This window comes from Rhodococcus sp. FW305-130 (assembly GCF_058788335.1).
Genome location: NZ_JBYTAP010000007.1, coordinates 254,643 through 281,096, shown reverse-complemented (window position 1 = coordinate 281,096; position 26,454 = coordinate 254,643). Strand labels below are relative to the sequence as shown.

Here is a 26,454-nt window from a genome sequence, read left to right as displayed (position 1 = left end):
GTCCCGGTCGTTGGGGGTACTCGAAGGGACTCCCGGTGTGGCCGATTGCGCGCTACCGTCGGCGCAAAGACTGCCTGAACCCGGGAGACGCGCCCATGACACGACGACAGATCCGAGGACTGGGCGCGGCCGTGCTCGTCTCGGCCTTCCTGACGGCCTGCGGTAGCGAGGATCCTGAAGGGCCCCGTCCGCAGGCAAGCACGACAACACGATCGGCGCCCGCCGCGGCCTTCGGTGAACCCGAGACCGTCGCCGACGGCTTGGACGCGCCCTGGTCGATCGCATTCCACGGCGACACACCACTTGTCAGTGAGCGCGACAGCGCGCGAATCCTCGAACTCGACGCCGGCGGAAACAGCCGCGAGGTGGGAGTCGTCGACGGCGTCAGCCCCAGAGGTGAGGGCGGTTTACTAGGGATCGCAGTACGTGAAAACCGCCTGTACGCGTACTTCACCGCGAACGGGGAGAACCGGATCGAACGCTTCGACATCATCGGTGCTCCGGGGGAATTCGCGCTCGGGCCGGCCGAGACGATTCTCGACGGGCTCGCTTCGGCCAACTACCACAACGGTGGTCGCATCGCGTTCGGCCCGGACGGGATGCTGTACGTGACCGTCGGTGATGCCGGTAGTCGAGACAGGGCTCAGGACCTCGACTCGATGTCCGGGAAAATCCTTCGAATGACTCCGGATGGCGATGTGCCGCTAGATAATCCATTTCCGAACTCGTTTGTCTACAGCTACGGCCACCGCAACTCCCAGGGCATTGCCTGGACCGAGGACGGCGCGATGTACGCCAGCGAGTTCGGGCAGGACACCTGGGACGAGCTCAACAAGATCGAAGCAGGCGGAAACTACGGGTGGCCCGAGGTCGAAGGGATTGCGGGTGAAGACGGATTCATCGACCCGCTCCAACAATGGTCACCTGACGATGCCAGCCCCAGCGGAATCGCCACCCACGACGGCACGATCTACATCGCCAATCTTCGTGGTGAGCGACTCCGCACGGTGCCCTTGACCGATCCCGCGACCGCCGACGAGCAATTCGTCGACGAATACGGGCGCCTCCGTGATGTTGTAGTCGCACCGGACGGGTCGCGGTGGATACTGACGAACAACACCGACGGACGCGGCGACCCCAACCCCGGTGATGACCGCATCATTCGCGTGCCGTTGCGCTGATGTCGATTTCCGGCGAACGCAGTACTTCCAGCCCGAGGATCCTCGCCGAAGCCGGTGATTCACTAATATCGTTACGACAGATGACGCGGGTACGGATCGGAGAGACAGCATGGGGACTTGGGGTTCAGGACCTTTCGACAACGACGTAGCGGGCGACCTGCTCAGCGCGGTACAGGCGGGTGACTACGATATCGACGATTACGCACGCCACCCCGACGACGGCTACCTCGATGCCGATGATGCTCAAACAGCTATTGCCGTCGCCGAGATCCTTGCGGTTGCGCACGGGGTTGCTCCGGCGCCTGTGCAGCTGGCCGAGATTGATGCCGCCGGGTACGCCGGAACCTTGAGTCCGGAGCAGAAGGCATGGGTCCTCACCGCACTCGCGCGTGCCGTCGCAGACAGCGACACGTCGGAGTTGTACGAGTTGTGGGAAGAAAACGGTCCGGAAGACCTCGCGGCTTGGCGGGCACCGATCCTGGGCAGATTGGCGAGTCTCAAAACGGTGGGATGAGTGTCACTCGTCAACAGTCCCTTGGTTACTCGGAGTTCGAAGACGACAGACTCCCCTTGACATACCGGGTGGTGTCGTCGGCGAGGATCTCAGCCAGCCCACGTTCGATGCCGTCCAGGGCCTGCGCGGCGACATCGGCCGGAGCGATCTTCTGTTCGGCCGGTACACCCGCAGCCATGTCGGTATCCATGTATGCAACGTGCAGTGCCGAGACGGCGATTCCCCGCGGCGCCAGTTCTTCTCGAACGGCGTCGGTCATCGCCCACGCCGCTGCCTTCGATGACGCGTAAGACCCGAGCGCAGCCGGATGGAACCAGGACAGCACCGAAAGAACGTTGAGTACTGTTCCGCCTCCGTTGTTTTCGACGACCGGAGTAAACGCCCGGGTCACGGCAAGCGGGCCGTAGAAATTGACGTCCATCTCGCGGCGAACGTCATCGATGTCGCCTCCGATCAAGGGTGCCGAGGTAGAGATTCCGGCGTTGTTGATCACCAAGGTCACATCCGATGCGATTTGCGCTGCGGCGGTGATCGATTCGGCGTCCGTCACGTCCAACCTCAGGGGGATGACGCCGGGCAGATCGACAGTTTCCGGATTGCGGGCAGCCGCGTACACCTTCGCGCCGCGCTCGACGAGCCCTGCCGCCAGATGGCGGCCGAGTCCGCGATTGGCTCCGGTGACGACCGCAACCGTCTTGTTCAGGTCCATGATTCTCCCAGGGTTGTGACTGTCGGTGACATTTAGATTATGAATCAAATCTAAGTGTGGGCTAGGATAGATGTCAAGTGAAATCCAAACTGGAAGGCGTTGTGATGGGCCGCGTATCGCAGCAACAAGCGGAAGAGAACCGTCGGCGCGTCGTGGAAACCGCAGCTCGTCTGTTCCGAGAGAAGGGCACTCACCTCAGCGTCGCCGACTTGATGAAGGCGTCGGGGCTGACCCACGGTGGTTTCTACAAGCAGTTCGCGTCCAAGGACGCGCTCATCGACGAAGCGACCACCCATGCCTTCGCTGAACTGGCGCAGCTGCACGCAGCAGGTCTCGAAAGGCACGCTGGCCAGCGTGACGAGGCTCGACAAGCCCTGATCGACAACTACCTCTCCGTGGAGCATCGCGACAATCCGGCAGACGGATGTCCCGCTGCTGCACTCGCCGCCGACATGGCACGCGAGCCGGCAGACAGTGAGGCCCGTCGGGTGTATGTCGAGGGGGTCGGTGATTTTGCCAAGGCGCTCGCGGATGAGGAGCATGACGGGCTGGTGCGTCTCTCGACCATGATCGGCGCTCTGGTCCTCTCGCGAGCCACCAAGGGATCGTCCCTCTCCGAGGAAGTCCTTGTCGCTGCTCGTGAAGAGCTCACCGGGTAGTCCAGGATGATCCGCGTACGGCCCGCTGACCCGGCCATGCATACTGACTGAGGTCTCTGTCAGCGATACCTTCGATTGCTTCGAGATCTGCAACGTCACTACCCGATGGCCGCAGGGAGAAGCGAGAGATGTTCACACCCACAGAATTTGGCAAAGTCTCGGTGCTGGTACCAGAGAACGGTGGGACCGTCCCCTTCGGAAACACCGTGGTCGTGCACGGATCCGAACGCACGCTGGTGATCGACCCGTCCCTCTCCCTCGACCGAGATCCCGTGGGCGCAGACCTCGTCTTCATCAGTCACGGCCACGAGGACCACGTTGCCGGTCTCCGGCATTTTCAAGCACCGACGTACGCGCACAACCTCGACGCACCGTCGGTCGCCTCCCTTGACACGATGCTCACAAATTACGGCCTCCGCCCCGAGGAGAGAGCTGAGGTCGAACATTCAATAGCAGCGCAGTACGGCATTCCCCCGACGCACGATGACGTTTCCGGGATCGCCGACGGCCACGTCTTCGACCTCGGAGACCGCACGGCGACGGTCATTCACCTACCTGGTCACACTCCCGGACATTGTGGCCTCCTCATCGAGCCCGACGGCTTCTTCTATGTCGCCGACATCGATCTCACCTCCTTCGGCCCGATGTACGGCGACCTGGGCAGTAGCGTCGACGACTTCCTCGCCTCCATCGACCGCGCCGCGGGCATCGACGCTCGGTGGTACGGCACCTTCCATCAAAAGGGCGTCGTCGAAGGCAGCGACGAGTTCCGTCGCCGGCTGACCGCCTACCGCGACAAACTGCTCAGCCGCGAAGAAAGACTCGTCCAATTTCTCGGTGACCCAAGGCAGTTGGAAGACATCGTCGCGCATCGCCTCGTCTACCGTCCGCACGTCACCGCGCCGTACGTCGATGCAGTCGAACGACGAACTGCGCAGCTGCACCTTCAGCGGCTCGTTGCGGCCGGTGCCGTTGTCACGCTCGAGGGCAACGTATTTCGGCGTGCATGAATGTGTCGTGTCATCCATTGGATGTGAACAGAGCGGGCAGAAGGGTGCAATTGTGGCGAGGGTAGTTGTTGTCGGCGCGAGCCGGGGACTTGGTCGTGCATTGATCGAGGGCCTGAGGAGCGATGGTCACGACGTTGTCGGTATTTCTCGTCGGCGCCCTGACGGGTTCGACGTCTCCGAGTGGATCGAAGCAGACCTGACCGACCCTGTTACGGCAGCGAACTCGATCGACCAGGAGCTTGTCGGAGGTGTAGACACCCTGATTTGCAACGTCGGAATCTGGGAAGGGGACGCCTTCACTTCCGATTATGCGTTCACAGATCAATCCGACGTCGAAATGCTGGAAATGATCAACGCCAACATCACCGGCACGATCCTTTTGTCGAAGCGCCTGATCCCACGGATGATCGGGCGTCCTCGGCCTCGGATTTTCTTGACCGGTTCTACCTCGGGGCTCCCGCGAAGCGGTAGGCCGGAAGTTGCGTTCGGCGCATCGAAGTCCGCGATCAACGGCATTGCCGACGCGTTGAGAGAGGGCTACCGGAAGGACCGACTCGCAGTGACGGTCCTTCACCTCGGATATCTCAACACGGAAGATGGACTCGATGTGCCCCGAGACATCGCTGCTGCCCGCGGAGATGGGTCTCTGGTTCCCGTGCACGACGTCGTGGATACCGTGCGCTCCATCTCGAATCTGTCGTCTTCGTCATCGGTTCGAGAAGTGGTCCTTACTGCCATCGACGACACACGATTCTGAACGACATCTACCGCTTCGGTCTGTGAATCCGATTGCCGAACAGATGTATTCAGAGAATATTGCCCTCGATGAAGATGAAGGCTCCCGCCAGGTACACCAGGGTGAGCCCCGTCAGGAGCCACGCCATGTACGGCCGGATGTAGAGGCGCCGCAGACGGTGCAATCGCAGGGAGGCTCGCAAGAACGCGCCTACGGAGCCGAGTAGCAGCATGAGGCTCGGGACGAAGACGGCCAGTCGGCGATCTTTCTGTGAGCACAGCAAGGTGTCGGTACCGAAGCATTCGCCCCGCCGGGAGCCCAACCAGACGATCGCGACAACCAGTGCCGCGGTAGCCAGAACGACGGACAGGCCGTACGTCAGGGTTCGCCTGTTGATCTTTCGCTCTCGGCGCTGAATTACATCTGGTGTGTCAGAACTGTCGGTCATCACACCCCCTTTCGAACATCGCACCTTACTTCGTGGATCGACGGCGGGAGAGGGCGTACAGCACTACTCCGACCGCCAAGAGTAATGATGCGCGCAACCACGTTGCGGCGCTCTGCTGGGTGAGCAACGCAACGCACGTACCGAGGGCGAGGATCGGAAAGATGATCGGTGTCCGGAAATGACTGTGTTGCACTGCGTCACGACGCAGAACCAGGACCGCGATGTTGGTGCTGATGAATACGAAAAGCAGCAGGAGTACCACCGTCTCTGCCAGGGCTGACAACGATCCGGTGACGCAGAGAGCCATGGCAACGGCTGTGGTTGCGATGATTGCCACCCAGGGGGTCCGGCGCCGCGGCAGCACGCGCGCGAATGCGCTGGGAAGCAACCCTTCCGACGCCATTCCGTACGTCAGCCTGCTTGCCATGATCATTGTCAGCAGTGCGCCGTTGGCGACGGCTACCAGAGCGATCAGGCTGAACAGGCGAGGCGGAACACCGACGTCGGCGGCTGACACCACTGCCAGTAAGGGGCCGGAGGACGCGGCGAGCTCGTCGGCGGGCAGCACCACCGAAACAGCCAGGCCGACAAGGACATAGGCGGCGCCCGCCGTCAACAGGGCTCCGAACAGTGCGCGTGGGTAGACCTTGCTCACGTTCTTCACTTCTTCGGCGACGTTCGCCGAGGTTTCGAAGCCGACGAACGAGTAGTATGCGAGGAGCGCCGCTGCCAACACGGCGAGTGCAGGCGATCGACTGTCGTCGAACTCCACGACACGGCTCAAGGTTCCGTCGCCGTGCCCGAGAACTACGCAGGCGAGGACGACAACCATGACGAGGCCGGTGACCTCCACGACTGTCATGACGACATTTGCGCGCATCGACTCCTTGATGCCTCTGGCATTGAGAAGCCCCACCAGGAGGAGGAAGACGAGCGCGGCCGGAACGGTCGGGACGTCAATGAAGGCTTTGAGATAGTCGCCGGAGAATGCGAGCGCGAGTCCTGCTGCACTCGTGACACCGGCCGCCAGCATCGAGAAGCCGACGAGGAATGAGATCAGCGGCTTCCGATACGCCCGTTGGGCGAATACTGCTGCACCGCCCGCCCGCGGATATTTGGTGACCAGTTCGGCATACGACGTTGCTGTCAGCAATGCCATGACGAGCGCTACGAGCAGTGGTACCCAGACGGCTCCACCAACTTCACCGGCGATGACGCCCACCAATGCGTAGATACCGGCGCCCAGGACGTCTCCGAGGATGAACACGAAAAGGAGTGGGCCGGTTATAGCCCGAGTGAGAACGTTCTTACTGCCGCCTTCATCTCCGCCTGCGGTTTCGTCCAGTTCTCGGCACCCGCGGCGCGTCGCATTTGCAAGGTTCGTCCTGTCTTCATGGTGACGTGCCGCCACCTCAGGAGCAGACATGTACCCATTGGTCGAAGTTTCAAACACGGGTCGGACGTGGATGCGTCGGCGCGTGCCGTCCCGTGCTTTCCTTGTAGGTGACTTGCATTGGGTGAACAACAGAAGTAGTGGCTGGAGGACGACGTGGACGAAACGACGGTTGCCGCGGTGATGGACGAGTTGCGTGCGCTCGAGGATCCGAAGGTGCGCGCAGTGAACGAGAAGCACGGTGACGATCACGGTGTGAACCTGACAAAACTGCGGGCAGTCGCGAAGCGACTGAAGACTCAGCAGGAACTTGCACAACAACTTTGGGCGACGGGCGATACCGCAGCGAGGCTGCTTGCCCTCTTGATCTGTCGTCCGAAGGCGTTCGAGCGTGACGAGTTGGACGTCATGTTGCGTGAGGCTCGTACTCCCAAGGTGCATGACTGGCTCGTCAACTACGTGGTGAAGAAGAACCCGCACGCGGAGGATTTGCGGGTGGCCTGGACCGCCGACTCCGATCCCGTGGTTGCGAGCGCCGGTTGGGCTCTGACTACCGAGCGCGTAGCGAAGAAGCCGGAGGGCCTTGATCTTTCAGGATTGCTCGACGTCATCGAGGCGGAGATGAAGGATGCCCCTGATCGCCTGCAATGGGTGATGAACCACTGCTTGGCCCAGATCGGGATCGAACATGCCGAGTACCGGGCCCGTGCAATCGACATCGGTGAACGTCTGCGGGTGCTCGAGGACTACCCGACTCCCCCGAACTGCACCTCGCCGTTTGCGCCGATCTGGATCTCGGAGATGGTGCGTCGACAGAGCGAGAAGTAGGTCAGCTAGCGCGACGTTCGAAACTGCGTCCGGTATCGCTGTGGACTGGTGCCGACCAGGTCTCGGAAGCGTTCGCGGAACGTGGTGACGGCATTGAATCCGACTTGTCCCGCAACACGTTCGATGGAGTGGTCGGTGGTCTCGAGCAGAAATTGCGCTTGACGGAGCCGCGCGTGATGGAGCCACTGCAACGGTGTCGTACCGATTTGTTCCTGGAAGCGGCGGTTGAGCGTGCGGGTGCTCATCGTTGCCTTGGCTGCGACTGTCGTGATGTCGAGTTGCTCCCCGAGGTTCTCTTCCATCCAGTTCAGTAGCGGCCGAAGGGTTGTCCCGCTGGGTACGGGAGGTTCGTGGACGATGAATTGTGCTTGCCCTCCGGCACGTTCGAGCGGCATCACGCTCAGCCGCGCCGTGTCGGCGGCGACCGCGGACCCGTAGTCCTGACGGACCATGTACAGACACAGGTCGAGTGCGGCCGCGGCGCCGGCGGAAGTCAGGACGTGCCCGTTGTCTACGTAGAGAACAGCGGCATCGACGTCGATGGCCGGGTGCCGGCGGGCCAACTCCGACGCAGCCGCCCAGTGCGTCGTCGCGCGAAGTCCGTCGAGCAAGCCTGTGTCGGCGAGTGTGAATGCACCGACGCACAGTGAGGCGATGCGCGTGCCGCGATCCGCGGCAGTTCTGAGGGCGTCGATGATCTCGGGGTCGATCGGCACGTCGAGATCGGCGGTGCCCGGGATGATGATCGTGCTTGCCTGGGCGAGGCGTGAGAGTCCGTGCGGTACTCGCATCGTGAACGTTCCGGTCTCCACCTCCTCGGTGAGCGCGCACACGGAGGTCCGGTACGCCGGTGCACCCGAGGGGAGCCTGCATCGTCCGAAGACTTCGAGGGGTGCCGCCAGGTCCATCGGCACCACCCCGGGCAACGCGAGAACTGCAACGTCATGCATGTCTGAAACGTAGCGTATGTGGCACGAGATTCGGTGATCTCGTGTCTTGAAATATCCTCTCAACTGGTATTTCACAGAATGTGTGGGGTTGGCTGAAAGCCGTCGAAGGTTGGCTTTCAGCCGTCGCCATAGAGGTCAACTTCCTCCTACTGTCGTGGGAACAGCGACGTGCACAGGAGCGCGTCGCACAAAATCGGAGGTTGCAGTGCACGCGCAGATCGTGTTGTTCGACGGATTCGATCCCATGGATGTCGTGGGCCCGTACGAGGTGCTTTACGCCGGGGGTCTCGCCAGCGGTGGGGCGTTGAGCGTCGAACTCGTCAGCGCGGAGGGGCCTCGGACCGTCGTGAGCGGGAGTGGTGAACTCGCTATGACCGCCACTGCAACCCTCGATGTCGAACACGCGGATCTGATCGTCGTTCCCGGAGCATCGGGTCTCTTCGAACCCAATGCGGACCAGCCGGGTTCCAGCTTGCCGGAAAGACTCGCGGCCACAACGGAAACCGAACTGCCTGTCATGGTGCGCCGTGCACTCGACGATCCTGGTGTTCTCGTTGCGACCGTCTGTGGAGGATCATTGGCGCTGGCGATGGCGGGGCTTCTCGAAGGGCGTCGCGCCGTGACGCACCATCTTGCCGTGGACGCATTGGCGGCCGGCGGTGTAATTCCGATCCAGGCGCGAATCGTCGACGACGGTGACCTGATCACCGCCGGTGGTGTGACATCCGGTCTCGACCTGGGCCTGTATCTGCTGGAACGATGCCTCGGGCCCCGGATAAGTCTCGAGGTCGAAGCGCTCTTCGACTACGAGCGTCGTGGAACGGTGTGGTCGGCCAAGGGTGCCGAGCCTGTAATCACCTTCGCCCCGGACGCCGCGTGAATACGCTTGTGCGTACCGAAACGCGAGAAATCCCATGACCGGAATCCTGCTGTCCCTCCATGTGATTGCGGCCATTCTTGCCATCGGCCCCGTCGCTGTGGCGGCGAGTATGTTCCCGGTTGCGAGCCGCGCCGCGCTCGCCGATCCGGACAGCGCCAGTGTTGCGACGACGGGCATGCTGCATCGCATCGTTCGGGTGTATGCCACGATCGGCATTGTCGTTCCGATGCTCGGTGTCGCCACCGCCGTCAATCTCGGAGTGCTCGGTGACGTGTGGATCCTCACCTCGATCGCACTCACCGTCGTTGCCGCCGTGATACTCACCGCGGTCGTGCTTCCCGCCCAACGGCTGACAATGGCGGCGATCGAAGGAACCGGGTCCGTTGTGGATGTCGCAACGCGGCTCACCCGTCGGCTGGGCACTGCGACGGGAATCTTCAATCTGCTCTGGGTCGTTGTCGTCGTGCTGATGATCTTTCGGCCAGGATCGACAACCGGCGTGTGATCCGAGGCGACATTTCACGTGTCGGAGGCAGTGACGCTTGACCTTGACACAGTGACAAGGGTTCCACTGGTCGGTGAAGGAGGTGGTTGTCGTGAACACAACCAACCACGGTGGGCAGAATGCCCACCTCGTCGACGCCGTGGCCGCAGCCGATCCCTCGGTTCGACTGCGCGCCGCGCTTGCGGTCGGCACACGCCCGGATCCTCAGTTGACGGATGCCCTGATCGATCGGTGCGCCGTCGAGCCGGACTTCTTCGTCCGCGACATGCTGACCTGGGCGTTGTGCCGCTTGCCGGCTGAAATCACGGTGCCGAGGCTGATCCGTGAGCTCGGGTCCGATGGCTCGCAAGCCCGCAGTCAGGCGCTCCACACTTTGTCCAAGATCGGCGATCCGATCGCGTGGCCCGAGGTCTCTGCGCTGGTACACGACCAGGACGACGAGGTTGCGCGCAGTGCGTGGCGCGCGGCTGTGGCTCTCGTGCCGGCGGGAGACGAGGGCGCACTCGCGGCCGATCTGGCCACAGAACTCGGTCGGGGTGAACTGCAGATGCAGCTCAGTCTGAGCCGCGCCCTGACCGGGCTCGGCGAGGCTGTGCTCCCGGTGCTCGACGCGGCCGGTACGAGCCCGAATCCGCGTGTCCGAGCGCATGCTGATGCTACAAAGCAACTCTGGCACGACCCCGACGGTGGGTTCGCTCTCTCACACGAGTTGGCGAAGCGCGTCGCGGCAATCGGCCCGGACGCGTAGGAAGGGGAGACGGATGTTGATCGGCGAGGTGTCGCGGCGTTGTGGTGTCAGCACACGGATGCTGCGTCACTACGACACTTTGGGGCTGGTGAAGCCGACGGGCCGCACGTCCGGTGGCTACCGCGAGTACTCCGCTGACGACATCCGTCGCCTCTTCCACGTCGAGAGCTTGAGGACATTGGGGCTCTCGTTGAACGAGACCAAGCGTGCACTGGACGAACCAGACTTTGCACCGGCCGATTTGGTGGGTGAACTCATGCAACACACTCGGCAACGGATCGCGGCGGAGGAGGAATTGCTGACCAAACTCGAAAGGGTCGACGCCACCGCCCCTTCGGAGTGGGACGACGTCCTGCGCATGGTCTCGCTGTTGCGTGCACTCGAATCCGAGTTCGCCGCCCACCGTCAGCAAGCGATCCTGTCGCAGGACGCGAATGCGGCATTGCCGGTCGACGCACTCGTCGAGGCCATCCTGTCGGAGAGGGATGCCAACGTGGCGGGAGCATTGCAGTGGGCGTTGGCGAGGACCGAAGGTGCGGGCCTTGCAGGTCTGACGAAGGGGCTCGAATCGGAGGACGTCGAGGTTCGACGCCGCGCGACGTCGGCCATATCCGGGATCAACACCGAGGAAGCAACTCGGTCTCTGAAGCGAGCTCTCGATGATTCGGACGCGATAGTCCGCGCCGACGCCGCTCTCGCCCTCGGATCTCGCGGAGAGGCTGTCTCGATGCCAGCACTCCTCGAGATGGTCGCTGACGGGCGCCGCGACGTCGAGGCAGGCGAGGTGCTCGGTCTTCTCGCGGAGCACTCACCTACAAGCGGTGAGGTCGTCGATGCCGTGCAGGCAAGGCTCGACGGCACTGACGACGCCCCGACGAGGTTGCGAATTACGCAGGCGCTCGCCGAGATTCCTGGCGCTGCAGCACGCGAAGCGCTCGCCCGGATCACCCACGACGACGACAAGACGGTCGCGTCCACGGCAGCAGCGATTCTCGAGATGCGCGATCGAGGACGACGTCGGCGCGAACGACCGCGTATCGGGGACTGAAAGCCGAGATCCAAGGCGCGTCTGACAGCGGCAGGGTCAGGCGGTCAACGCTGCAACGACTTCGCCGCGGCGTTGCCCTTCACTCCTGCAAAGAGCAGGACAAGGAGCACCGCAAGAAACACGACTGTTGAGGTGACAGCCGACACCACAGATCCGAAACCTGTCACGACGCCGATGGCGACCTGCATGCACAGTCCCGCTACGGCAGTCCACATCGTCCGGCGCAGAAGCGGCTGCGCACTCTGATGTGCCAACTGCCACGCCTCTGGACTCGCGATGGTCGCCTTCGTCCGTATGCCGACAACGGGATTCGGTTCATCACCGACGAGTCGCGGCATGAGCCCAGCAACGAACGCGAGGATAAGCGTCGAGGACGTCAGTGAGACCGTCAGACCCAGTAAGTCAGGCGATTCCATCCGTCCAGCCCCCAATCGGCAGACTCCGACGCAGCGGACATTCCAGTCTGGGGTGCCGCCGGGACACCCCGACTGTAAGCCAACGAATGCATGTGCAGCTATTCGGGTGACGCATTTTCACGCTTTGTCGGATGGACTGTGAGACTCGATCTCGGACTGACTTTCAGACCGGCCTAGTGCGGATCACCCACGCAGAAATGGTTTCCCACCGGATCCGCGAGAACGTCCCAGGATGATCCACCTGCCTCATGGTGCTCGAGATCGAAGTCAAGAATATTGCGGAGCATCGGGAGTCGGATCTAGACGTAGGCGCTACAACGGCGGATGCGAAGGCCGGCCACGAGGACGCTATTGCGGACTTTGCGGAGCCTTTTTTCGTGGACGAAACGATGAACGACCTGGACGAGATACTCGACTCCCAAGACACCGCTGCGGAGTTCCCAGCCCCCCGCGACGCCGAAGAAGCACAGGCCGACACGGATGCCGACATAGACGACCTCATGGCCTTCATCGCCCGGTCGAATCTCGCGAAGAACGTGAAAGATACAGCAGTCCGCAAGCTCACAAACCCGAACCTCACGTGGGAGACCATCGCTTTGGAATCGAAGCCACCTATCGCGACATCGACCGCATGGCGCCGGTACGAGAAGTTCGATACCGCAGCCCGCGAAGCAGGATTCACGAGCCCGCCACTGCCCGACCTTCGGTCCGCCGAGAACATCGCTGACCGCGAACTCATCACAGTCTGAACAAGTCTCACCAACCGAGGTGGCCCCGACAGTGCTGTACCACCGTCAGGGCCGATGACCACAGAAAGCACCTGTGACCATGAACGATCATAACGACCTCGCAGACGGCATCGACCACGGCAAAACCGGCCGACCACCTATGCAGCCACGAGCGAAAATCACCCGAGAAGCGATCCTCGAAGTTTCTGCCACCCTGTTCAGCCGAACCGGTTACGCGGGCACCAGCATCAACGACATCCTGGCGATCTCCGAGACCACCAAAGGCGCGATGTACTTCCACTTCTCGAAGAAGGAATCCATCGCGAGCGAGATGCTCCGCCGTTGGTCCGACGCAGTCTCCGAGACAGTCGAGAAAGCCGCCGCAACCGGCCAACCCGCAGACCGGCAAGTGCTGATGATCTACCGCGAAACTCGCCCGCCGCGCCGAAACCGAGGCGATCATCCGAGCTGGACTCATCCTGTCCGTCGACAAGTCGCTCAGTGATGCGTGTGCCACCTACGAATCGTGGACCGACGCGATCACACCGATCGTCATAGACGCAATTCGTTCCGGTGCCCTTGACTGCGCGGAAAGCATTGAAACTCATCGAACCGTCGGAGGGCTGGTGGGTGCTGAATTCGACTACCGCTGTCTTTGTGAAAGCAATCGTTTTCGTCCACTACAAAGCCACCACCACAACAACCACAACAACCACAACCATCGCAGCAGCAAGGTCGGTGCTAAGCGGCTACGGATGGCGAAGATTCTCATCGGTTAGTTATGCAGCTCACTACTAACCTCAATCTTTCACCAGCAGCACCTAGATACGCATCCCGGACATGACCGGTCGACCCGTGTGCAGTCAGGATCCTGCCGGATTCCACTTTCCGGGGGTCGTGTTCTTTCCGTTCGTACCGACAGGATTCGCCAGGCTCTACGTCGGCGCCGGCAACGCCTCCAGCCTGGTCAAATGCTCGGCTGACCTGCCCATTTGGGATCTGCACGATGTGAATGTGTGACCATTCCTTACAGGAATGCGTACCAGTTTTCGGCGACGGGATTATAACGACGGGATTGGTCCGGATTCAGGGTGCAGTTCGCCGTGTATATCCACCCGGCATTGTGTACGACGCTCTGCTCGAGGTCGGCGAAAAACACGCAGCCCTCTTTGATATACACGTGAAATTCTAGTTCGTTAATCACGGTTCTTTGGCCGGCATATGGCGTCGGGTTCTGTTGTATTGAGTGTGCGACCGCCTCCATCCCGCCCCGGGCCCGGTCGAAGGCGCCTTCCCTCGGGGTCGGCACCAGCACAAACACCAAAGCCGTCGTCGCCACAACCATCGGGGCAAGTCCAGTTCTCCACAACAACCGCTGCTCACGTTTCCAGTAACCGTAGGACCGGAAGATCCAGAGCGTGCCAACAACGGCCAAACCTAGGAGAGCTGATCCCACCGTCGCCGGTTCGAGGAGGAGAACCGCTGGCCGGGGGTATCTCCACCAGTCGTAGCGCACCCCAGCAAGCACGGCGAGGAACGGGACTGCGGCGAACGCGAACCCAAGTCCAGGTGTACCTGGTCTGAGACTCTCGTTGCCACGATGACCGCTCACCCTTGTCTCCTTTGTCGTCCCAGACCGGAACGATTCCGTCCTGCTCAAGCTCTAACTGAGGGCAACGAGATCGTCCCCCAGCAATATTGGTCCGATTTCGGCTGCGGTCATGATTCGTCGGTTGTCAGAGTAGTCGCCGGCATTCGGTAATGATTTTCCCGAAGTACTGTCGTCAGATCGCAGTCCGACAGCCCAATCGGTGATGTGTTGTACTGATCTTCAGCTACGAGCTGGAGCATCGTGTGAGAGGCCCGCAAATCGTCCGTTTGCCGATGGTCAAAACGCACACCCAAACCCGCAGAAACGAACTGAGCGCGTGCTGGCTGATGGGGTTGAAGTTTGTCATCCCTCGGTGCCTCAACCGAGGGCTGAAGTTTCGTAAGCCGGTAGCGTTTGTGATCTAGCCTCGTGTTCGGTCGCATCGTCGTGGGGCATATCGAGGGGGTGTCGAACGCGTGGATTCAGCACGGGGTCGAAGGACGAAACTCGCTGCGGCGGGGCTGATTATCGCTGTAGCGGCTGCTGGTGCTATCGGAGTATCGAAGTTCATCACGGCCAACTCACCCTCTGTGGTCGTCGAGGAGAACAGCAGTTCAGGGCAACGTGAACAACGCAATCCGGCATGTGAACCCCTCCTCTCGGATTCCGAAGCAGCTACATCGCCCGACACTGCCAACACATCGACACGATTGACGAAGATAGTGCAGACCGCTGCGGATCTCCTGCGAGTTAATGGAGCGGCTTGGGGTCCCCAAGTCGCCGTCGGCAGTGAGCTGTCTATTGAGGAAGCGTTCGAGCATGCCGGTTCGGTTCCGGGAGATGCGATGGTCGCAGAAATGGAATGGTTACGTCAGGCGCAACGAGACGGACTCTACGATGGCGCCGATCAGTCGCTCGATTCACTTGTGCGCCATATCGATTCGACCACGATCTCGGATCTCGACCTCGTTGATCATCTGGGACCGAATTGGCAGGCGGTAATCGATGTCATCGGAACTGTCGCGGCGAATGGGTTTGACGAATACGTGAGCATGGTGCGCGCATCACCTGCGATGAGAGCAACCGATGCGCTCGACATTCGGTCTGCGTTGCGGGGGAAGGCGGTAGCCCTCGGATTCGAGGCGGAATGGGACGGCGCGCAGGAGGTAGTCGCTTTTTACTTTCAGCAATGCACTTTGGCCGCGTTGGCGCAGCGAGAGGTGAACTCCTCTGTCGAGGAGTACGTACGTGATTGGGATCTGGCGGAGGCGGTGGCGCGTGACGCGGTAGCCGCTGCCTTCGCCGCAGATTTTTCGAGCGACGAGAGCGGTGAACAGGTCGAGATATTGGCACGAGGTCTTCAGATCGTTCAGGTCCCGAGCGAATTCGATCCTGATTATTTACTGACCAGATCGGTGGATCCGTATGAAAACCTGCACCCAGAGGAAGCCGAGCTTCTCAAATTAGAGGATCCATTGATCGAGGGTGAGTGAGCCCTGGCCCCCGCCGCCCTGAAGGGGTGGTGCGGCGAGCCTGAAGGCAGCTGTCGGCGTAGCGCAGCGGTCCGTGGACTCCGCGTCGGAACGCCGCTCTTCCCGTCGAGGCTTGAACTGTCCGTTTGTCGACGGTCAAAACGCACACCCAAACCTGTAGGAAGCCGCTCAGCGCGTTTCGGTCGGTTCTCGCCCATCGGCGGATTATCTGACTTCGTGTGCATTCCCGACCTGGCAAACTCACTGAAATGAGATTCTCGGTGGGTGCCACGACGGCCTGGACGGTCCTGATGTTGGCAGGGACCCTGGTGGCCTGTTCGTCAGACGAAAACAAAGTCGAATCGTCTGACAGTCGGTACATCCAGTCGGGTTCGGTGCAAACCCCTGATGGACAGCTGATGATCGCCGGGCCGATCTCGTCATGGGTGGAGGGACCTACGGGGATGCCACAACTTCCGTATGCAATCTTTTCTGCCGATGACGCGCGTATCGGTGCATCTGCTGATGACGGCGTTGTCATCATCCATACTGGAAATCAGTACGGACCCCGCGTGGAGGTCACCGTCAGTTCGGTGCAATCGCAACCTGTCGACGAAGAGGGTTGGGAAGAATCGTTCGATCTCGAGTTTTCGACGGTCGACGGTCCGATGTACTTGTATGACATGGAATCGTTCTCGTATGCAAGTGGTTTCGAGCGGCCGATCACCTTCGACGGGTCGGGTGAGTACGGTATGCGGGTTTCTACCAGAGGGCGGCTAGCGAATCGAAACGAAGCGAGTTCGGCGCTTCCAGAAACTTATTTGCTTCAAGTGTGGAAGTCGGCGGAGCCTGAGTAGGCGATTTCCTCACTGAGTCGGTACAGATCTCGTCCTGTTTAGCGATGGTCAAAACGCACACCCAAACCCGCAGAAACGAACTGAGAACGTTTCGGTCGTAGAGGTCGACGAATCCGGACTGGGTAGTCAATCAGTGTGCAGAATTCGCGATGTTACTGATCAGGTTGGCTGGTTTGGCGCTGCAGGGTCATCACGCCTGCAGCGAAGAGACATCCCGCACTGATCATTCCCACCATGGAGTAGAGGTCTCGATACATGAGGACGATCAAGAAATAGCGAAATTGTGCAAATCCGCTGAGAATGAATAGGGTCCCGGCCGCCATCACATACCGCTCAGATCGGTCCCGGAGTTGGCCAACCACGATGGAAGCGATCACAACCATCGCGAGCGGCAGACAATACCATCGCGCCGCGAAATCGAGCGGTGCTTCGTGGGCTCCCCGAGACGGTATTGCCGCGATGATTCCTGTCAGAAGCCCGATCACACCGAAGATGGCCGGTCGCACATGCCGTCCCTTCGTTGCGGTAGGGCTGAGGGGTTACTCATTCGCGCCCTTGAGGGTGAGCGATGTCCTCATGTGTGGCCGCGGGTAGTAGGCGGATGCTGCGCCGAAGGAAATGGCTGAGATCGTCAACGCAGGCCAGGTGATACTCCACCCATCGGCCCCTGCGACGGAGAGCGCAGCAGTGACGATCACCGCAACCACCACAGCCGTCGCCGTTGCAAATGCGAGCCGCCACGTCATCGGCGCCGCGGCGCGGACGTTTCGCTCGCCGACCGCGAGGACGCCCTTCCCCGTCAGGATTGCTGCCATTCCCAACAGCGCGCCGGCAGGAAGCGAGCACAACGACCCGAGGCAGATCGCGGTGAGAACACTGCTGAACTCGCTGGAATCTGCGAAGAGAAGCGCGAAGTAACCTCCGAATACGGCTCCCACGATCAGCGGCCACGCCATCGCTCGACTCTGCCAGGAAACATCCGAACGAGTCATACCGCGACAATACCGATCAGGTGGCAACACCACTTCGAATAACCGGACAGTCATCCCTCGTGCCAAATAATTCGGTGAAAAACCTGCCAAATAATTCAGGGAGTCACACGACCGAGCCTCTCGATGTGAGTCCGGCAGTGTCCGAGAAACGAACGAATGAGAGACGTCCCGAAGTAGCGCATAACTATACGAACATCGGAGCCACACTTGTCCGCGATGCAATCGGCAGCCCTGAAATCGAACCAGTCGGCGGTCTTCGCGGTAGACGAGCTTCGCTGGTACCGTCGATGTCATGACTCTGCAGAAAGGCGCGTGAGCGCCCACCTCGGGCGCAGGTTCCTGCGCCCCCGATACGTCTTCTTCACCGCGGCTCACCTGTGGGTGGTCGACGAGCGTCAACCCGTTGCGGCACTGATTGATCCGCACACAGAATCGTTGGCGCGGCTGGTGGCGTGGACTGATCTTCCTCCGGCCCCTCCGGGATTCGGCCCAGTACAGATCGCGGCCGACGAGTCCGGGTTGTGGATACAGAATCACCGCGACGGTCCCTTGGTTCACGTCGGTATCGACGGCATCGATCGGTCCGAATACACCGAAGGGCACCATCTGATCGCCGCGGGACGCGGCGGCGCCTGGTGCATGACGCCTCCACGCAGGCACAACGACATCGCACCCTCGCCGGACATTCCGCCACGGACGCTGCGGCGGAAACCGACGCTGCTGGTGAGCAAGCCGGGTGGTGGGATGCGTCGTGTCGAAGTGGATACCGCGGCGATGGTGTCGGCCGAGTTCGACGAATCCTCGCTCTATCTCGGTGTCGAACACGATCCGTGGGAACGGGTGCCGCGCGTGGACAGCGCCGGAGGAAAGCGGCCCGGGTTCGAGTTGCGTTACAGCTCATCGGTATTGCAGATACCTCTGCATGACCCGGCCCCGCTGCGCATCGACCGCAACACCTACCTCTGCGCGGAAGATCGGCAGGTCGGGTACACCAGCGAGTACGCCGATAAGTACTACAACGAAAACCACTACCGCAAACGCGCGTTCGATGGCAACGTGCGCTGGTACTGGGGCAAAGACCCCATTGCGCGTGGCGCCACCACCGTGCGGGCCTACCGTGGTGAGGATTCGTCGCCGGTGACGACCTTGCTGCTGCCTGGGATGGATGTCGCGCACGGGGTGGCCGGGGCCGGGCGGTTGTGGTTGGTCGCGAGGACCGCTACCCGTCCTGCCGTCGGTCGGTCGGTACTTTCCGCCGGGGTCGATGGCGGGATCCATTCGCTGATCACCGGCGGCATCGACATCACCGATCGGTGCTGGCCTGTCGGGCCTGAGCCACTCGACCATCACGGGTACGTGCAGTACTGCCTCCGCAGTCTTGACCGAATGCGGTTTTCGGACAAAGTCGATCAGGTGAGCGCCGCGTACGTCGGACATTGGCCGAGCGGCCGGATCCATGTCCGATTCCGGCATCGTGATTACCCGGGACTGGTGTTGACAGCTCGCCTGAATCTGTACGACGAGCAAGGTGTTCGACTCGACAATCTCCTGTCCTACGCCTCGGCAGAGTTGGGGGAACAAGCTGACACCCGCGCATACCCGCCGGCGTCGGAAGCGATCGAGGGAGTCCTGCATGTCTGAGCTGAGCGGCGGAGGCGATCGGGCCGGAAAGCTCACCGAAACCAGTGGGAGGCGCGCTGACCTAGGCCGCAGACGACCGATACCCGAATGCATAACGGAGGCAGTGATGACCGAATGGGTGCAGATGTTGGTGACCATGGCCGACGGACCTCGGCAACCGGTCCACGGGGTAGTGGTCCCGTACCGCAACTCCGACGAACCGTTTCACTACTACTACGGCAGCTACGGTGAAGAACCTGTGTTTCTTCCCGTTCGCCTCCCCGGCGTGCATCTGTATCGGTGGGGACCCCAGTCGAGGATCGAATCACTCGACGGACAGGTGATGTTCGTCAGCGACGGCACCACCGCCTGGGACTTCACCGCCGACCCAGACCATCCGCGCTGCACCGAACTCCACCAGGTGCACTCGCCCGTCGCGGGCCGATACCTTGCGATCACCCAGCGCGTTGAGCATTGGGTCGGCAACCATCACTCACGCCCGACAGGGCCGGTGACAGACGTCGAGTTCCTCGGCCGTCGATGCTGGTCGGTGGATCTCGCCCCACGCGAAAGCCGGAATCTGCCGAAGTCGTCGCTGCGGCTTGTCGTCGACGCCGAAACCGGTGCGGTACTTGCCCAACACTCCGGCAATGGTGTCGACGGCGCCTCATACTCCGACCTCACCGTGGGGGAGCGCCTCGACCCCTCCCTGTTCACCTGGGACGGTCCGGTCATCACCGACGCCGAATCCAGGACCCTCGCCGGTCGCGGCGGGGCACCAGTAACACCGGCGCAGGAGTCGATGAGCTGGTTTCACGAGGAGATCACCGCCGAACCCATCACGGTGCCCGTGCTGACGGACCTGACCCCACGCTTCGTCCACTCGATCGAACCCGAAACCGGCACATTCGCAGCCGAACTCGGTGAAAAAGCGGGATGGATCGCCCGGAGGCCCCGATCGAACCAGCCGTGGAAAACCAAGACTTACGAGTATCAGATCGCTTGGTCTACAGAAGATTTCGACTGGATCTGCCAGATTCACCGCGGAACACTCGACACTGCCGGAATCGAGTCCCTACAGCACCAACTACACCCCGGGCAGCCGGTTGTCGGCACGCCTGAACTTGTCTTCGCCGGTACCGACGGATACTGAGATCAGAGGTGTCCGGGGGCCGATGATGCTTGCGAAGTTGATAGAAGCACTCGACATGGTGACAGGGGAGCGACTCTACCGACTCTCAGAAAGGCAGCCACATGACTGAAACAGCCGCTCCCACACGCTTTGTCGCGATACCCCACACCGAAGAACACGACGGATGCGAGAACGAGTGCTTCACCCACTACGTCCAGGACAACGGAGGCCGCTACTGCCTGCGAGGACCGATGGTCCAGTCGGACGCGGAATGGCTCGCAAACAAGATGAACACACAGTTGGACTAGCCAACCAAAAAGGCCCGCACCGGATTCGGTGCGGGGCTCACTGCTGCACTCCTACGCCGGCGCAGGACGCTCCGGCATCTTCATCATGATCAGTTCCGCGCCGTTCTTGTACCGGTAAGCCCACCGACCATCCGAAGTCAGCACCGTGCCGGCCTGGCCCTCGTCCGGGGAGGGCTCCACTCGCGAGCGAAGCAGCAAGATCTAGAAGCTCATTACCAATCGATATCGGTACCAAGGTCCACCGAGATTCTCAACGGTGAGATCGCCCTCGCGGCCGGCAGGGATATGGCTGGGAGAATAGACCCAACCCGACTCATCGGTGAAACCTCGCCTTGCGTCGGTGAAATACACTTCGCCCGTGGGCATCTCGTATACGCGATCTACTTCGAAGCGGCCGATACGCTGCATGTCGAGCGTTTCGGAGTCCGGGGTTGCGAGTAGTTGCTGGGCGATGTTCTCGAATTGCGGACGATCGTTGTCGAACTGTGGGGCGCTGGCAAGTGCCACGATCACCCCAAGTGTCGTCGTCAGCGGCCAAGCGAGCATCCACCATGCCCCACGGCGATACCGTCGTAGGACGGCGATCGTGGAGATTACCCAGATACACCCGGTCGCCAGAAGAAGCAGTCCCGCCGCCGCAGTCGTGAAGTACCAGTCGCTTCCCCGCGGCCACCAATGACCCCGCGCCAGCACCAGCAGGACTAATGCTGTGAGAGTCACAGCCATGACAACGATCCATGAAAAGGTCCGTGACTTGCACGTATCCGCTGTTCTGGCCGCTTCGTCCATAGCGCCAACCTACTGCTTGCCGGCAATGACTCCGAACCCCTGAGACATCGGGGTTGCGTGGATGACAGCGGTCGGATCCTTCTGATCAGGGGTATTTCGGTCTAAGCGGACGGCTACCGTGGGTGAATTTCATTGAGGAGAGCGACTCCGAGGAGGAAAGCGCGGGACCTACCGCGCGTGAGGGTCAATGGCACCGGTGCACCCGCTGGGGCAGTCCACAAACCCTTCTCTGGTAGCGACGGGTGTCGGGTACGGATCGGCATAGAATTCGAGCACCGTGATCGTGAGGGGTTGGCCGCATCGGGTGCAGTTGCGGCCGGGTTCGGTCACGACGACAGGGACGGTGCTCATGGTTTTCAGGGTAGGAGATTGTGTGAACATCGCATCCCGGTTCCGCGCACCCGTCGCCGGCGTGGGACGAACTCGGCCGATCGGGTTCGACTCGCGGCAACACAGCCCCGCTACGTGCTGATTGTCGCTGCAGCCGATAGTCGTCTCTCCTGTTGAACAATGGGCAGGTGGGGCGCAGTATTTACAGATGAAGACCGAAGAGGAAGAAAGACTCATCGCTCATGCGGTGAGTAGGTTGTCTGCGAAGTATCCCTCGATCTCGGCAGATGTCGTGGCGGACGCAGTTGCATCTGCTCATGCTCATTTCGACGGACATCGGGTGCGTGACTTCGTTCCTCTGCTCGTCGAGCGCATGCCGGGGGAAAAGCTTTCCTCGCTGGTCCCGTCGTAGCGAAGGTGTCAGCCGCAGAAGAGTCCGATATTGCGCAGGCGAGAGTGTTTCTCGCCCTGCTCAATTCGGAGATCGACGAACTGTCCGAGCGTACCGAATCCACACTGAGACTGGTGCGGGGAACGCGTCCGATCGGATCGGCTCAGGCATCGGCAGCGCGCACCGACGCGGCTGCCCTGCGTAAGGACCTTCACCGAGTTCCTCGTCTGGTCGAGCAATTGATCCTTCGCTTTCCTGCCGCCAACTGTCCGGCCGATCATTCCTCTGCAGCCGATGGACTTCCGTTGCAACATTGATCAGGCTCCGCCCGCGGTCGAGTGGCTATCCTGAGTCGCCCTCCACTTCGCGGGCAGGAATCTACGGGGACGGTGAGCTGCGGGGATGGATCGGCAACCAGCATCAAGTACGGCCGCTGCTGTGGTCGACTGCGCCGTCTACGTCGACGGGATGCGACTCCCCGGCACTCACACGCCGGAGAGTGCGTTGGGTGAGGTTCGGCGTCGGGCTTCGGGGTTCGTGTGGCTCGGGCTGTTCGACCCCACCTTCGAGCAGATGGCGGCCGTCGCACAGGTATACGGCCTGCACGAATTGGTCGCCGAGGACTCGGTGCACGCGCATCAACGCCCCAAACTCGAACAGTACGACGAGGTGACCGTGTTGGTGATGCGCACGGCCCACTACCTTTCACCGACCTCGATCGGCACCGCCGACGACATCGTCGAAACCGGTGAGATCCTCGCTGCTGTCGGGTCGGATTTCATCGTCACCGTCCGGCACGGTGCTCACACCGCGTTGGCGGGCGTGCGCGCCGAACTCGAAGGATCGCCGGAACACATGCGAATGGGACCGTGGGCTGTCCTACACGCGGTGATCGACCGGATCGTCGACGGATACCTCGTCGTCGTCGGGTCCGTCGCCGTCGACATCGACACCCTGGAAGTGGAACTGCTCAGCCCCGATCGTCACACCCCTATCGAGCAGATCTATCTCGTCAAACGCGAAGTGCTCGAATTGCGGCGTTCGGTCAACCCTCTCGCGGCGGCGCTGTCCACGCTCGCTGCCGCCACTGCGTTGCCGGAGCCGATTCCGAAGGACGTACACAGGCATCTGCGCGACGTCGCCGAACACCACGCCGCGGTGGCGGAGCGGATCGTCGAATTCGACGATGTCATCAGCTCTCTCGTCGCCGCGACCCTCGCCCGGGTCAATCTCCAACAGAACACCGATCTGCGCAAGATCACCGCCTGGGCGTCGTTGGCGGCGTTCGTGACTGCGTTCGCCGGGATCGGACCGATGGTCCAGTCGGACGCGGAATGGCTCGCAAACAAGATGAACACGCAGTTGGGCTAACCAACAGGCAAGGCCGGCACCGACGGACTGCGCGCTTACGTCACCAACAGCGGTAACGCCACAGTCTCGGTGATCACCATCGAAATAGCTCCCACGCTGACAGGCGCCCCGTCCGCCGGCGTCGTCGGCCAGCCCTACACTCATGCCTTCACTGTCACCGGACAACCGGCCCCCACCGTGACCGCAGGCGGTGCATTGCCCGCCGGTCTGACACTCACCGAAACCGGGGTGCTGTCCGGAACACCCACTGAGACCGGTCTTTCGCAGTCACTTTCACCGCCTCCAACGGCATCGGTACCCCTGCCACCCTCGACGCAACCATCACCATCACCGCAGCTCCTGAACCCCTGCGACAGGTTCACTCGGGTCGCTCGGAAATTTCGGCTCCTGATCAGCTAAGTCCCACCTGAAACAGATAGTGGCCGCGCACCCCATTTTCCGGGGTGAGCGGCCACCTTTTCGTATTCGGCCGGGTAGATCAGTGGCGGGACGCAATGTCGTCGCTGATCCACTCCTCCAAGCCTCCGGGGTCATCGACTACTTCCGGAGCCTTGAACGAGCACTTCACATCAGTGCAACGTTTGTATCCGGCTCGCTCCGCAAGGCCACGTAACGTCAGCCAAAGCCACTGCACATGGAATGCCGAGAGTTCCGATCCCGGTTCGTCGAGGGTGTAGGCGCTTTGGTGCGAAACCATCAGCGCGGTCAACTCCTCGACCGCGACAGGATGGCGGTACCAGCACGGCGGAATCACCGCATCCGATCCGGTCACCGAGTAGCGCCGGCGGAACCAGCTCACCCATGCGATGAGTTCGGCCCACAACTCCGCAGCCTGTTCTCCATCGAGGTCTTTCCACCGGTACACCCGCGTAGGTAGGTGGTCTTCGAGCCCTTCACCGTCGAATTCGCTGAACTCGTCGTTCATTGCTCGCGCTCCCCATCCGTAGCTTTCGCAGGAACCTTTTCCGATGCCGACGCAAAACTCTGGGCCTGCGCCGGAACACCTCCTGACAGAGCAAGATGAAGTGTATTCCTCACTCGCGCTGCAGAATCGGTCCGACCGCCACGTGGCAAGCGATGGTGATCAACGGATAGGGTTCTTACGTGGTGGATCAACGGCGACAGAGTTTGAGACGCAGGTACCTGAGCCTCGGCCTCGGCGAACTGGCTGCCGCGGCCGTATTTGCCGCTGTGGCGGTCGGTGTCGTGATGCCCCGGCTCGAAGGTTCGCGAGACTCCGCGGCGTTGTGGTCGGCGCTGGCCCCACTGCTCGTGATCCTCGTGCAAGCAGGTGTCTATTGGCTGCTTGCGCGGGGCTGGGTCGAGTTGGAGCCGATGCCGGCCCGCCTCGCAGCGCTTTACCGCGTGTTTCGGGTCCTCGATGTTCTCTTGTTGGCGATAGCTCTTCTCGGCGTTGTCATCTGGTTACCAGATCACTCCGGCGCGGCGGTGGCGGTGTGGGCTTTCGGCGTCGTCGAGTACGTCAATTACTTCGTGGCTCGTCTCGCCTATCCGCTGCGGCGGTGGCCTTTCGAGGTCGGCAAGTGGCGGAGACCCCAACTTGTGCGCGACCTGAACTCGGCACGCTGACACCGGCAACCAAGTTGTCCTTGCTGTAGCGGCAAAATTTGATGCGGGATCGGAGTGAGTTCGGAAGGATCGGTTCTGCCCATCCAGGAATGAAGCCTCTTCATCGTTCTTCGCCGAGGAAGGAGAACCACCATGGCAACGTCGCGTCGCAGCCGCCGAGATGCCCCACCACCCCGGACAGGGAATAGCGAGGCAGCCACACTACGAGCGTTTCTCGACTACCTCCGTGATTCGATTGCCGCCAAGGTCGAAGGTGCTCCGGAACCTCAGGTGCGCACCACACTTGTTCCGTCGGGAACAACCTTGCTCGGACTGGTCAATCATCTGACCTTTGTCGAACGATCGATGTTCCTTGCAGAAAACGTGACGGATTGGAAAGCGACGTCTCAGCCGTCATCGGAAGACAGCGTGGACGATGTCGTCAGTCGTTATCGCGAGACGGTCGAGAGCGCCAACACAGTTCTCGACGGATGCACAGATATTGCCGCGCCCATCCCGCGACCGGGGGCGAAACGACCCGCTCCCAGTGTCCGCTGGGCGCTCGTGCACATGATCGAAGAGACCGGACGCCATGCCGGGCACGCTGACATCCTCCGCGAATTGATCGACGGTTCGACCGGACGCTGACGCTGCAACTTGTTCGCCGATGCTTCCGCGCTTTCATCGAGGCGAATGTCCACGGCTGATCTCTGGGCCCACGAGTACAGCGTCGACAGTTCCGTCGGGAGTCGTTACTTCCCAGGGTAGTTCGGTGGCGGTCGAGGGAATGAGCCCGTCGATCCATTTGGCCACGACACCGACGACCACTTTCTCGAGTTCCACACGTGACCACTTTCGCGGTCGATGCGGAACCGGCGGTTCCCAGCCCTCCTCGCCCCAGATCACGCCGAATAGCTCTCTCTCGTCACCGATCTGCTGATTCAGACTGAATGCGTCGGGACCCTCGTATCGTGCCCAGACGCCGAATGTTCCCTCGCCGTCTTGGTCGAGCGAGACGTCGATGACGATCCCTTCGGTGCGCGGGGTTGCCGCGTTGTGGATCGCAGCCAGTCGATCGCTCACTACCCCCGACGCGGTATCGAGGACAGATCTCAATTCGTCACGGTATTCGGTAGGTTCCACGAGCTCAGCCTATCGAAGGTATCACCCTGCAGGTCTTGCATCGATGAAGCTGGTTTCTTGAATTCGTCTGTAGCGGAGAAGTTTCTACTCTGAGCGTCAGAGATGTCGTGCGACGAACTTTGCCAGCTTTTCGAGT

Annotated in this window: 34 protein-coding genes; 23 read left to right on the top strand and 11 right to left on the bottom strand. The window is 61.4% G+C overall.

The features are described from left to right. Positions 1-95 precede the first annotated feature (95 nt). Complete coding sequence (locus AC3WQS_RS22755) at positions 96-1,181, top strand: PQQ-dependent sugar dehydrogenase (protein ID WP_492711891.1); 1,086 nt, start codon at positions 96-98, stop codon at positions 1,179-1,181. Between the two features lie 109 nt (positions 1,182-1,290). Further along, complete coding sequence (locus tag AC3WQS_RS22750) at positions 1,291-1,695, top strand: DUF4259 domain-containing protein (protein WP_046379594.1); 405 nt, start codon at positions 1,291-1,293, stop codon at positions 1,693-1,695. A 25-nt stretch (positions 1,696-1,720) separates the two neighbouring features. Here the strand turns inward: AC3WQS_RS22750 and AC3WQS_RS22745 are convergent, their stop codons facing one another. Beyond that, a complete protein-coding gene (locus tag AC3WQS_RS22745; protein ID WP_046379593.1) occupies positions 1,721-2,404 on the bottom strand; it encodes an SDR family oxidoreductase in 684 nt (227 codons plus the stop codon). Positions 2,405-2,481: 77 nt separating this feature from the next. On the opposite strand from AC3WQS_RS22745, the gene AC3WQS_RS22740 reads away from it, so the two are divergent. The 3 genes from AC3WQS_RS22740 (at position 2,482) to AC3WQS_RS22730 (ending at position 4,830) form a co-directional block, all read left to right on the top strand. Further along, a complete protein-coding gene (locus AC3WQS_RS22740; RefSeq protein ID WP_020971305.1) occupies positions 2,482-3,063 on the top strand; it encodes a TetR/AcrR family transcriptional regulator in 582 nt (193 codons plus the stop codon). Positions 3,064-3,191: 128 nt separating this feature from the next. After that, positions 3,192-4,073, top strand: coding sequence for an MBL fold metallo-hydrolase (locus tag AC3WQS_RS22735; RefSeq protein WP_283385312.1), 882 nt, complete (start codon positions 3,192-3,194; stop codon positions 4,071-4,073). A 52-nt stretch (positions 4,074-4,125) separates the two neighbouring features. Next, complete coding sequence (locus AC3WQS_RS22730) at positions 4,126-4,830, top strand: SDR family NAD(P)-dependent oxidoreductase (RefSeq protein ID WP_279163382.1); 705 nt, start codon at positions 4,126-4,128, stop codon at positions 4,828-4,830. A 49-nt stretch (positions 4,831-4,879) separates the two neighbouring features. Here AC3WQS_RS22730 and AC3WQS_RS22725 read toward each other — a convergent pair whose 3' ends face one another. After that, positions 4,880-5,257: a hypothetical protein gene (locus tag AC3WQS_RS22725; protein ID WP_020971303.1), complete on the bottom strand. Its 378-nt coding sequence runs from the start codon at positions 5,255-5,257 to the stop codon at positions 4,880-4,882. Between the two features lie 25 nt (positions 5,258-5,282). After that, positions 5,283-6,683 carry an APC family permease gene (locus AC3WQS_RS22720; protein WP_492711886.1) on the bottom strand — a complete coding sequence of 467 codons (1,401 nt, stop codon included), beginning with the start codon at positions 6,681-6,683 and terminating at the stop codon, positions 5,283-5,285. A 123-nt stretch (positions 6,684-6,806) separates the two neighbouring features. Between AC3WQS_RS22720 and AC3WQS_RS22715 the strand changes: the two genes are divergently transcribed. Next, on the top strand, positions 6,807-7,478 hold the full coding sequence (locus tag AC3WQS_RS22715; RefSeq protein WP_492711884.1) for a DNA alkylation repair protein: 672 nt from the start codon (positions 6,807-6,809) through the stop codon (positions 7,476-7,478). A gap of 5 nt (positions 7,479-7,483) precedes the next feature. On the opposite strand, the gene AC3WQS_RS22710 is transcribed toward AC3WQS_RS22715, so the two are convergent. Beyond that, on the bottom strand, positions 7,484-8,428 hold the full coding sequence (locus AC3WQS_RS22710) for a GlxA family transcriptional regulator (RefSeq protein WP_414210128.1): 945 nt from the start codon (positions 8,426-8,428) through the stop codon (positions 7,484-7,486). A 205-nt stretch (positions 8,429-8,633) separates the two neighbouring features. Between AC3WQS_RS22710 and AC3WQS_RS22705 the strand changes: the two genes are divergently transcribed. The 4 genes from AC3WQS_RS22705 to AC3WQS_RS22690 all read left to right on the top strand — a co-directional run bounded on the left by AC3WQS_RS22705 (position 8,634) and on the right by AC3WQS_RS22690 (position 11,609). Next, the gene (locus tag AC3WQS_RS22705; RefSeq protein ID WP_492711883.1) at positions 8,634-9,308 is read left to right on the top strand and encodes a DJ-1/PfpI family protein; all 675 of its coding nucleotides are present in this window, start codon (positions 8,634-8,636) and stop codon (positions 9,306-9,308) included. A 34-nt stretch (positions 9,309-9,342) separates the two neighbouring features. Beyond that, positions 9,343-9,813 (top strand): DUF2269 family protein, encoded by a 471-nt coding sequence (locus AC3WQS_RS22700; protein WP_020971298.1) that lies wholly within the window; start codon positions 9,343-9,345, stop codon positions 9,811-9,813. Between the two features lie 82 nt (positions 9,814-9,895). Continuing rightward, positions 9,896-10,561 (top strand): HEAT repeat domain-containing protein, encoded by a 666-nt coding sequence (locus tag AC3WQS_RS22695; RefSeq protein WP_492711927.1) that lies wholly within the window; start codon positions 9,896-9,898, stop codon positions 10,559-10,561. A 13-nt stretch (positions 10,562-10,574) separates the two neighbouring features. Continuing rightward, a complete protein-coding gene (locus AC3WQS_RS22690) occupies positions 10,575-11,609 on the top strand; it encodes a HEAT repeat domain-containing protein (RefSeq protein ID WP_492711881.1) in 1,035 nt (344 codons plus the stop codon). Positions 11,610-11,653: 44 nt separating this feature from the next. Here the strand turns inward: AC3WQS_RS22690 and AC3WQS_RS22685 are convergent, their stop codons facing one another. After that, positions 11,654-12,025, bottom strand: coding sequence for an SdpI family protein (locus AC3WQS_RS22685; protein ID WP_084324725.1), 372 nt, complete (start codon positions 12,023-12,025; stop codon positions 11,654-11,656). 377 nt (positions 12,026-12,402) lie between these two features. Here AC3WQS_RS22685 and AC3WQS_RS22680 point away from each other — a divergent pair, with 377 nt between their 5' ends. The 3 genes from AC3WQS_RS22680 (at position 12,403) to AC3WQS_RS22670 (ending at position 13,773) form a co-directional block, all read left to right on the top strand. Continuing rightward, a complete protein-coding gene (locus AC3WQS_RS22680; RefSeq protein ID WP_228118171.1) occupies positions 12,403-12,774 on the top strand; it encodes a hypothetical protein in 372 nt (123 codons plus the stop codon). Positions 12,775-12,853: 79 nt separating this feature from the next. Continuing rightward, entirely contained in the window at positions 12,854-13,258 is a 405-nt protein-coding gene (locus tag AC3WQS_RS22675; RefSeq protein WP_228118172.1) for a TetR family transcriptional regulator, read from the top strand. Between the two features lie 335 nt (positions 13,259-13,593). Continuing rightward, complete coding sequence (locus AC3WQS_RS22670) at positions 13,594-13,773, top strand: hypothetical protein (RefSeq protein ID WP_153212885.1); 180 nt, start codon at positions 13,594-13,596, stop codon at positions 13,771-13,773. 7 nt (positions 13,774-13,780) lie between these two features. Here the strand turns inward: AC3WQS_RS22670 and AC3WQS_RS22665 are convergent, their stop codons facing one another. Next, positions 13,781-14,365, bottom strand: coding sequence for a hypothetical protein (locus tag AC3WQS_RS22665; protein ID WP_492711880.1), 585 nt, complete (start codon positions 14,363-14,365; stop codon positions 13,781-13,783). Between the two features lie 824 nt (positions 14,366-15,189). Here AC3WQS_RS22665 and AC3WQS_RS22660 point away from each other — a divergent pair. Both AC3WQS_RS22660 and AC3WQS_RS22655 read left to right on the top strand, forming a co-directional pair. Beyond that, positions 15,190-15,837 carry a hypothetical protein gene (locus tag AC3WQS_RS22660; protein ID WP_492711879.1) on the top strand — a complete coding sequence of 216 codons (648 nt, stop codon included), beginning with the start codon at positions 15,190-15,192 and terminating at the stop codon, positions 15,835-15,837. Between the two features lie 293 nt (positions 15,838-16,130). Continuing rightward, complete coding sequence (locus tag AC3WQS_RS22655) at positions 16,131-16,673, top strand: hypothetical protein (RefSeq protein ID WP_492741548.1); 543 nt, start codon at positions 16,131-16,133, stop codon at positions 16,671-16,673. A gap of 539 nt (positions 16,674-17,212) precedes the next feature. Here the strand turns inward: AC3WQS_RS22655 and AC3WQS_RS22650 are convergent. Next, positions 17,213-17,665: a hypothetical protein gene (locus AC3WQS_RS22650; RefSeq protein ID WP_020971291.1), complete on the bottom strand. Its 453-nt coding sequence runs from the start codon at positions 17,663-17,665 to the stop codon at positions 17,213-17,215. A 312-nt stretch (positions 17,666-17,977) separates the two neighbouring features. Between AC3WQS_RS22650 and AC3WQS_RS22645 the strand changes: the two genes are divergently transcribed. The 3 genes from AC3WQS_RS22645 (at position 17,978) to AC3WQS_RS22635 (ending at position 20,725) form a co-directional block, all read left to right on the top strand. Continuing rightward, a complete protein-coding gene (locus AC3WQS_RS22645) occupies positions 17,978-19,306 on the top strand; it encodes a hypothetical protein (protein WP_492711877.1) in 1,329 nt (442 codons plus the stop codon). Positions 19,307-19,412: 106 nt separating this feature from the next. Then, the gene (locus AC3WQS_RS22640) at positions 19,413-20,438 is read left to right on the top strand and encodes a hypothetical protein (protein ID WP_153212889.1); all 1,026 of its coding nucleotides are present in this window, start codon (positions 19,413-19,415) and stop codon (positions 20,436-20,438) included. Positions 20,439-20,539: 101 nt separating this feature from the next. Then, on the top strand, positions 20,540-20,725 hold the full coding sequence (locus tag AC3WQS_RS22635; protein WP_194273648.1) for a hypothetical protein: 186 nt from the start codon (positions 20,540-20,542) through the stop codon (positions 20,723-20,725). 51 nt (positions 20,726-20,776) lie between these two features. On the opposite strand, the gene AC3WQS_RS22630 is transcribed toward AC3WQS_RS22635, so the two are convergent. Both AC3WQS_RS22630 and AC3WQS_RS22625 read right to left on the bottom strand, forming a co-directional pair. Then, positions 20,777-20,923: a hypothetical protein gene (locus AC3WQS_RS22630; RefSeq protein ID WP_194273649.1), complete on the bottom strand. Its 147-nt coding sequence runs from the start codon at positions 20,921-20,923 to the stop codon at positions 20,777-20,779. A gap of 3 nt (positions 20,924-20,926) precedes the next feature. Continuing rightward, positions 20,927-21,451 carry a hypothetical protein gene (locus tag AC3WQS_RS22625; protein WP_228118173.1) on the bottom strand — a complete coding sequence of 175 codons (525 nt, stop codon included), beginning with the start codon at positions 21,449-21,451 and terminating at the stop codon, positions 20,927-20,929. A 601-nt stretch (positions 21,452-22,052) separates the two neighbouring features. Between AC3WQS_RS22625 and AC3WQS_RS22620 the strand changes: the two genes are divergently transcribed. The 3 genes from AC3WQS_RS22620 to AC3WQS_RS22610 all read left to right on the top strand — a co-directional run bounded on the left by AC3WQS_RS22620 (position 22,053) and on the right by AC3WQS_RS22610 (position 23,606). Then, positions 22,053-22,256: a three-helix bundle dimerization domain-containing protein gene (locus AC3WQS_RS22620; RefSeq protein WP_153212891.1), complete on the top strand. Its 204-nt coding sequence runs from the start codon at positions 22,053-22,055 to the stop codon at positions 22,254-22,256. A gap of 5 nt (positions 22,257-22,261) precedes the next feature. Then, positions 22,262-22,552 carry a hypothetical protein gene (locus AC3WQS_RS22615; protein ID WP_322742322.1) on the top strand — a complete coding sequence of 97 codons (291 nt, stop codon included), beginning with the start codon at positions 22,262-22,264 and terminating at the stop codon, positions 22,550-22,552. Between the two features lie 85 nt (positions 22,553-22,637). Beyond that, entirely contained in the window at positions 22,638-23,606 is a 969-nt protein-coding gene (locus AC3WQS_RS22610) for a magnesium and cobalt transport protein CorA (RefSeq protein WP_228118174.1), read from the top strand. Positions 23,607-24,084: 478 nt separating this feature from the next. On the opposite strand, the gene AC3WQS_RS22605 is transcribed toward AC3WQS_RS22610, so the two are convergent. Then, positions 24,085-24,531 carry a DUF4913 domain-containing protein gene (locus AC3WQS_RS22605; RefSeq protein ID WP_020971284.1) on the bottom strand — a complete coding sequence of 149 codons (447 nt, stop codon included), beginning with the start codon at positions 24,529-24,531 and terminating at the stop codon, positions 24,085-24,087. A 179-nt stretch (positions 24,532-24,710) separates the two neighbouring features. Here AC3WQS_RS22605 and AC3WQS_RS22600 point away from each other — a divergent pair, with 179 nt between their 5' ends. Further along, positions 24,711-25,196, top strand: coding sequence for a hypothetical protein (locus AC3WQS_RS22600; RefSeq protein WP_492711874.1), 486 nt, complete (start codon positions 24,711-24,713; stop codon positions 25,194-25,196). A gap of 132 nt (positions 25,197-25,328) precedes the next feature. Next, positions 25,329-25,823, top strand: coding sequence for a DinB family protein (locus tag AC3WQS_RS22595; protein WP_153212892.1), 495 nt, complete (start codon positions 25,329-25,331; stop codon positions 25,821-25,823). Positions 25,824-25,856: 33 nt separating this feature from the next. On the opposite strand, the gene AC3WQS_RS22590 is transcribed toward AC3WQS_RS22595, so the two are convergent. After that, positions 25,857-26,318 (bottom strand): DUF6389 family protein, encoded by a 462-nt coding sequence (locus tag AC3WQS_RS22590; RefSeq protein ID WP_021346034.1) that lies wholly within the window; start codon positions 26,316-26,318, stop codon positions 25,857-25,859. Between the last annotated feature and the right edge of the window lie 136 nt (positions 26,319-26,454).

Excerpts from the sequence above, each read along its gene's own strand:
- AC3WQS_RS22755 (WP_492711891.1), top strand. The coding sequence starts at position 96 with ATGACACGACGACAGATCCGAGGACTGGGCGCGGCCGTGCTCGTCTCG.
- AC3WQS_RS22750 (WP_046379594.1), top strand. The coding sequence starts at position 1,291 with ATGGGGACTTGGGGTTCAGGACCTTTCGACAACGACGTAGCGGGCGAC.
- AC3WQS_RS22745 (WP_046379593.1), bottom strand. The coding sequence starts at position 2,404 with ATGGACCTGAACAAGACGGTTGCGGTCGTCACCGGAGCCAATCGCGGA.
- AC3WQS_RS22735 (WP_283385312.1), top strand. The coding sequence starts at position 3,192 with ATGTTCACACCCACAGAATTTGGCAAAGTCTCGGTGCTGGTACCAGAG.
- AC3WQS_RS22725 (WP_020971303.1), bottom strand. The coding sequence starts at position 5,257 with ATGACCGACAGTTCTGACACACCAGATGTAATTCAGCGCCGAGAGCGA.
- AC3WQS_RS22720 (WP_492711886.1), bottom strand. The coding sequence starts at position 6,683 with ATGTCTGCTCCTGAGGTGGCGGCACGTCACCATGAAGACAGGACGAAC.
- AC3WQS_RS22710 (WP_414210128.1), bottom strand. The coding sequence starts at position 8,428 with ATGCATGACGTTGCAGTTCTCGCGTTGCCCGGGGTGGTGCCGATGGAC.
- AC3WQS_RS22700 (WP_020971298.1), top strand. The coding sequence starts at position 9,343 with ATGACCGGAATCCTGCTGTCCCTCCATGTGATTGCGGCCATTCTTGCC.
- AC3WQS_RS22690 (WP_492711881.1), top strand. The coding sequence starts at position 10,575 with ATGTTGATCGGCGAGGTGTCGCGGCGTTGTGGTGTCAGCACACGGATG.
- AC3WQS_RS22685 (WP_084324725.1), bottom strand. The coding sequence starts at position 12,025 with ATGGAATCGCCTGACTTACTGGGTCTGACGGTCTCACTGACGTCCTCG.
- AC3WQS_RS22675 (WP_228118172.1), top strand. The coding sequence starts at position 12,854 with ATGAACGATCATAACGACCTCGCAGACGGCATCGACCACGGCAAAACC.
- AC3WQS_RS22670 (WP_153212885.1), top strand. The coding sequence starts at position 13,594 with ATGACCGGTCGACCCGTGTGCAGTCAGGATCCTGCCGGATTCCACTTT.
- AC3WQS_RS22660 (WP_492711879.1), top strand. The coding sequence starts at position 15,190 with ATGGTCGCAGAAATGGAATGGTTACGTCAGGCGCAACGAGACGGACTC.
- AC3WQS_RS22650 (WP_020971291.1), bottom strand. The coding sequence starts at position 17,665 with ATGACTCGTTCGGATGTTTCCTGGCAGAGTCGAGCGATGGCGTGGCCG.
- AC3WQS_RS22640 (WP_153212889.1), top strand. The coding sequence starts at position 19,413 with ATGACCGAATGGGTGCAGATGTTGGTGACCATGGCCGACGGACCTCGG.
- AC3WQS_RS22635 (WP_194273648.1), top strand. The coding sequence starts at position 20,540 with ATGACTGAAACAGCCGCTCCCACACGCTTTGTCGCGATACCCCACACC.
- AC3WQS_RS22625 (WP_228118173.1), bottom strand. The coding sequence starts at position 21,451 with ATGGCTGTGACTCTCACAGCATTAGTCCTGCTGGTGCTGGCGCGGGGT.
- AC3WQS_RS22620 (WP_153212891.1), top strand. The coding sequence starts at position 22,053 with ATGAAGACCGAAGAGGAAGAAAGACTCATCGCTCATGCGGTGAGTAGG.
- AC3WQS_RS22610 (WP_228118174.1), top strand. The coding sequence starts at position 22,638 with ATGGATCGGCAACCAGCATCAAGTACGGCCGCTGCTGTGGTCGACTGC.
- AC3WQS_RS22605 (WP_020971284.1), bottom strand. The coding sequence starts at position 24,531 with ATGAACGACGAGTTCAGCGAATTCGACGGTGAAGGGCTCGAAGACCAC.
- AC3WQS_RS22595 (WP_153212892.1), top strand. The coding sequence starts at position 25,329 with ATGGCAACGTCGCGTCGCAGCCGCCGAGATGCCCCACCACCCCGGACA.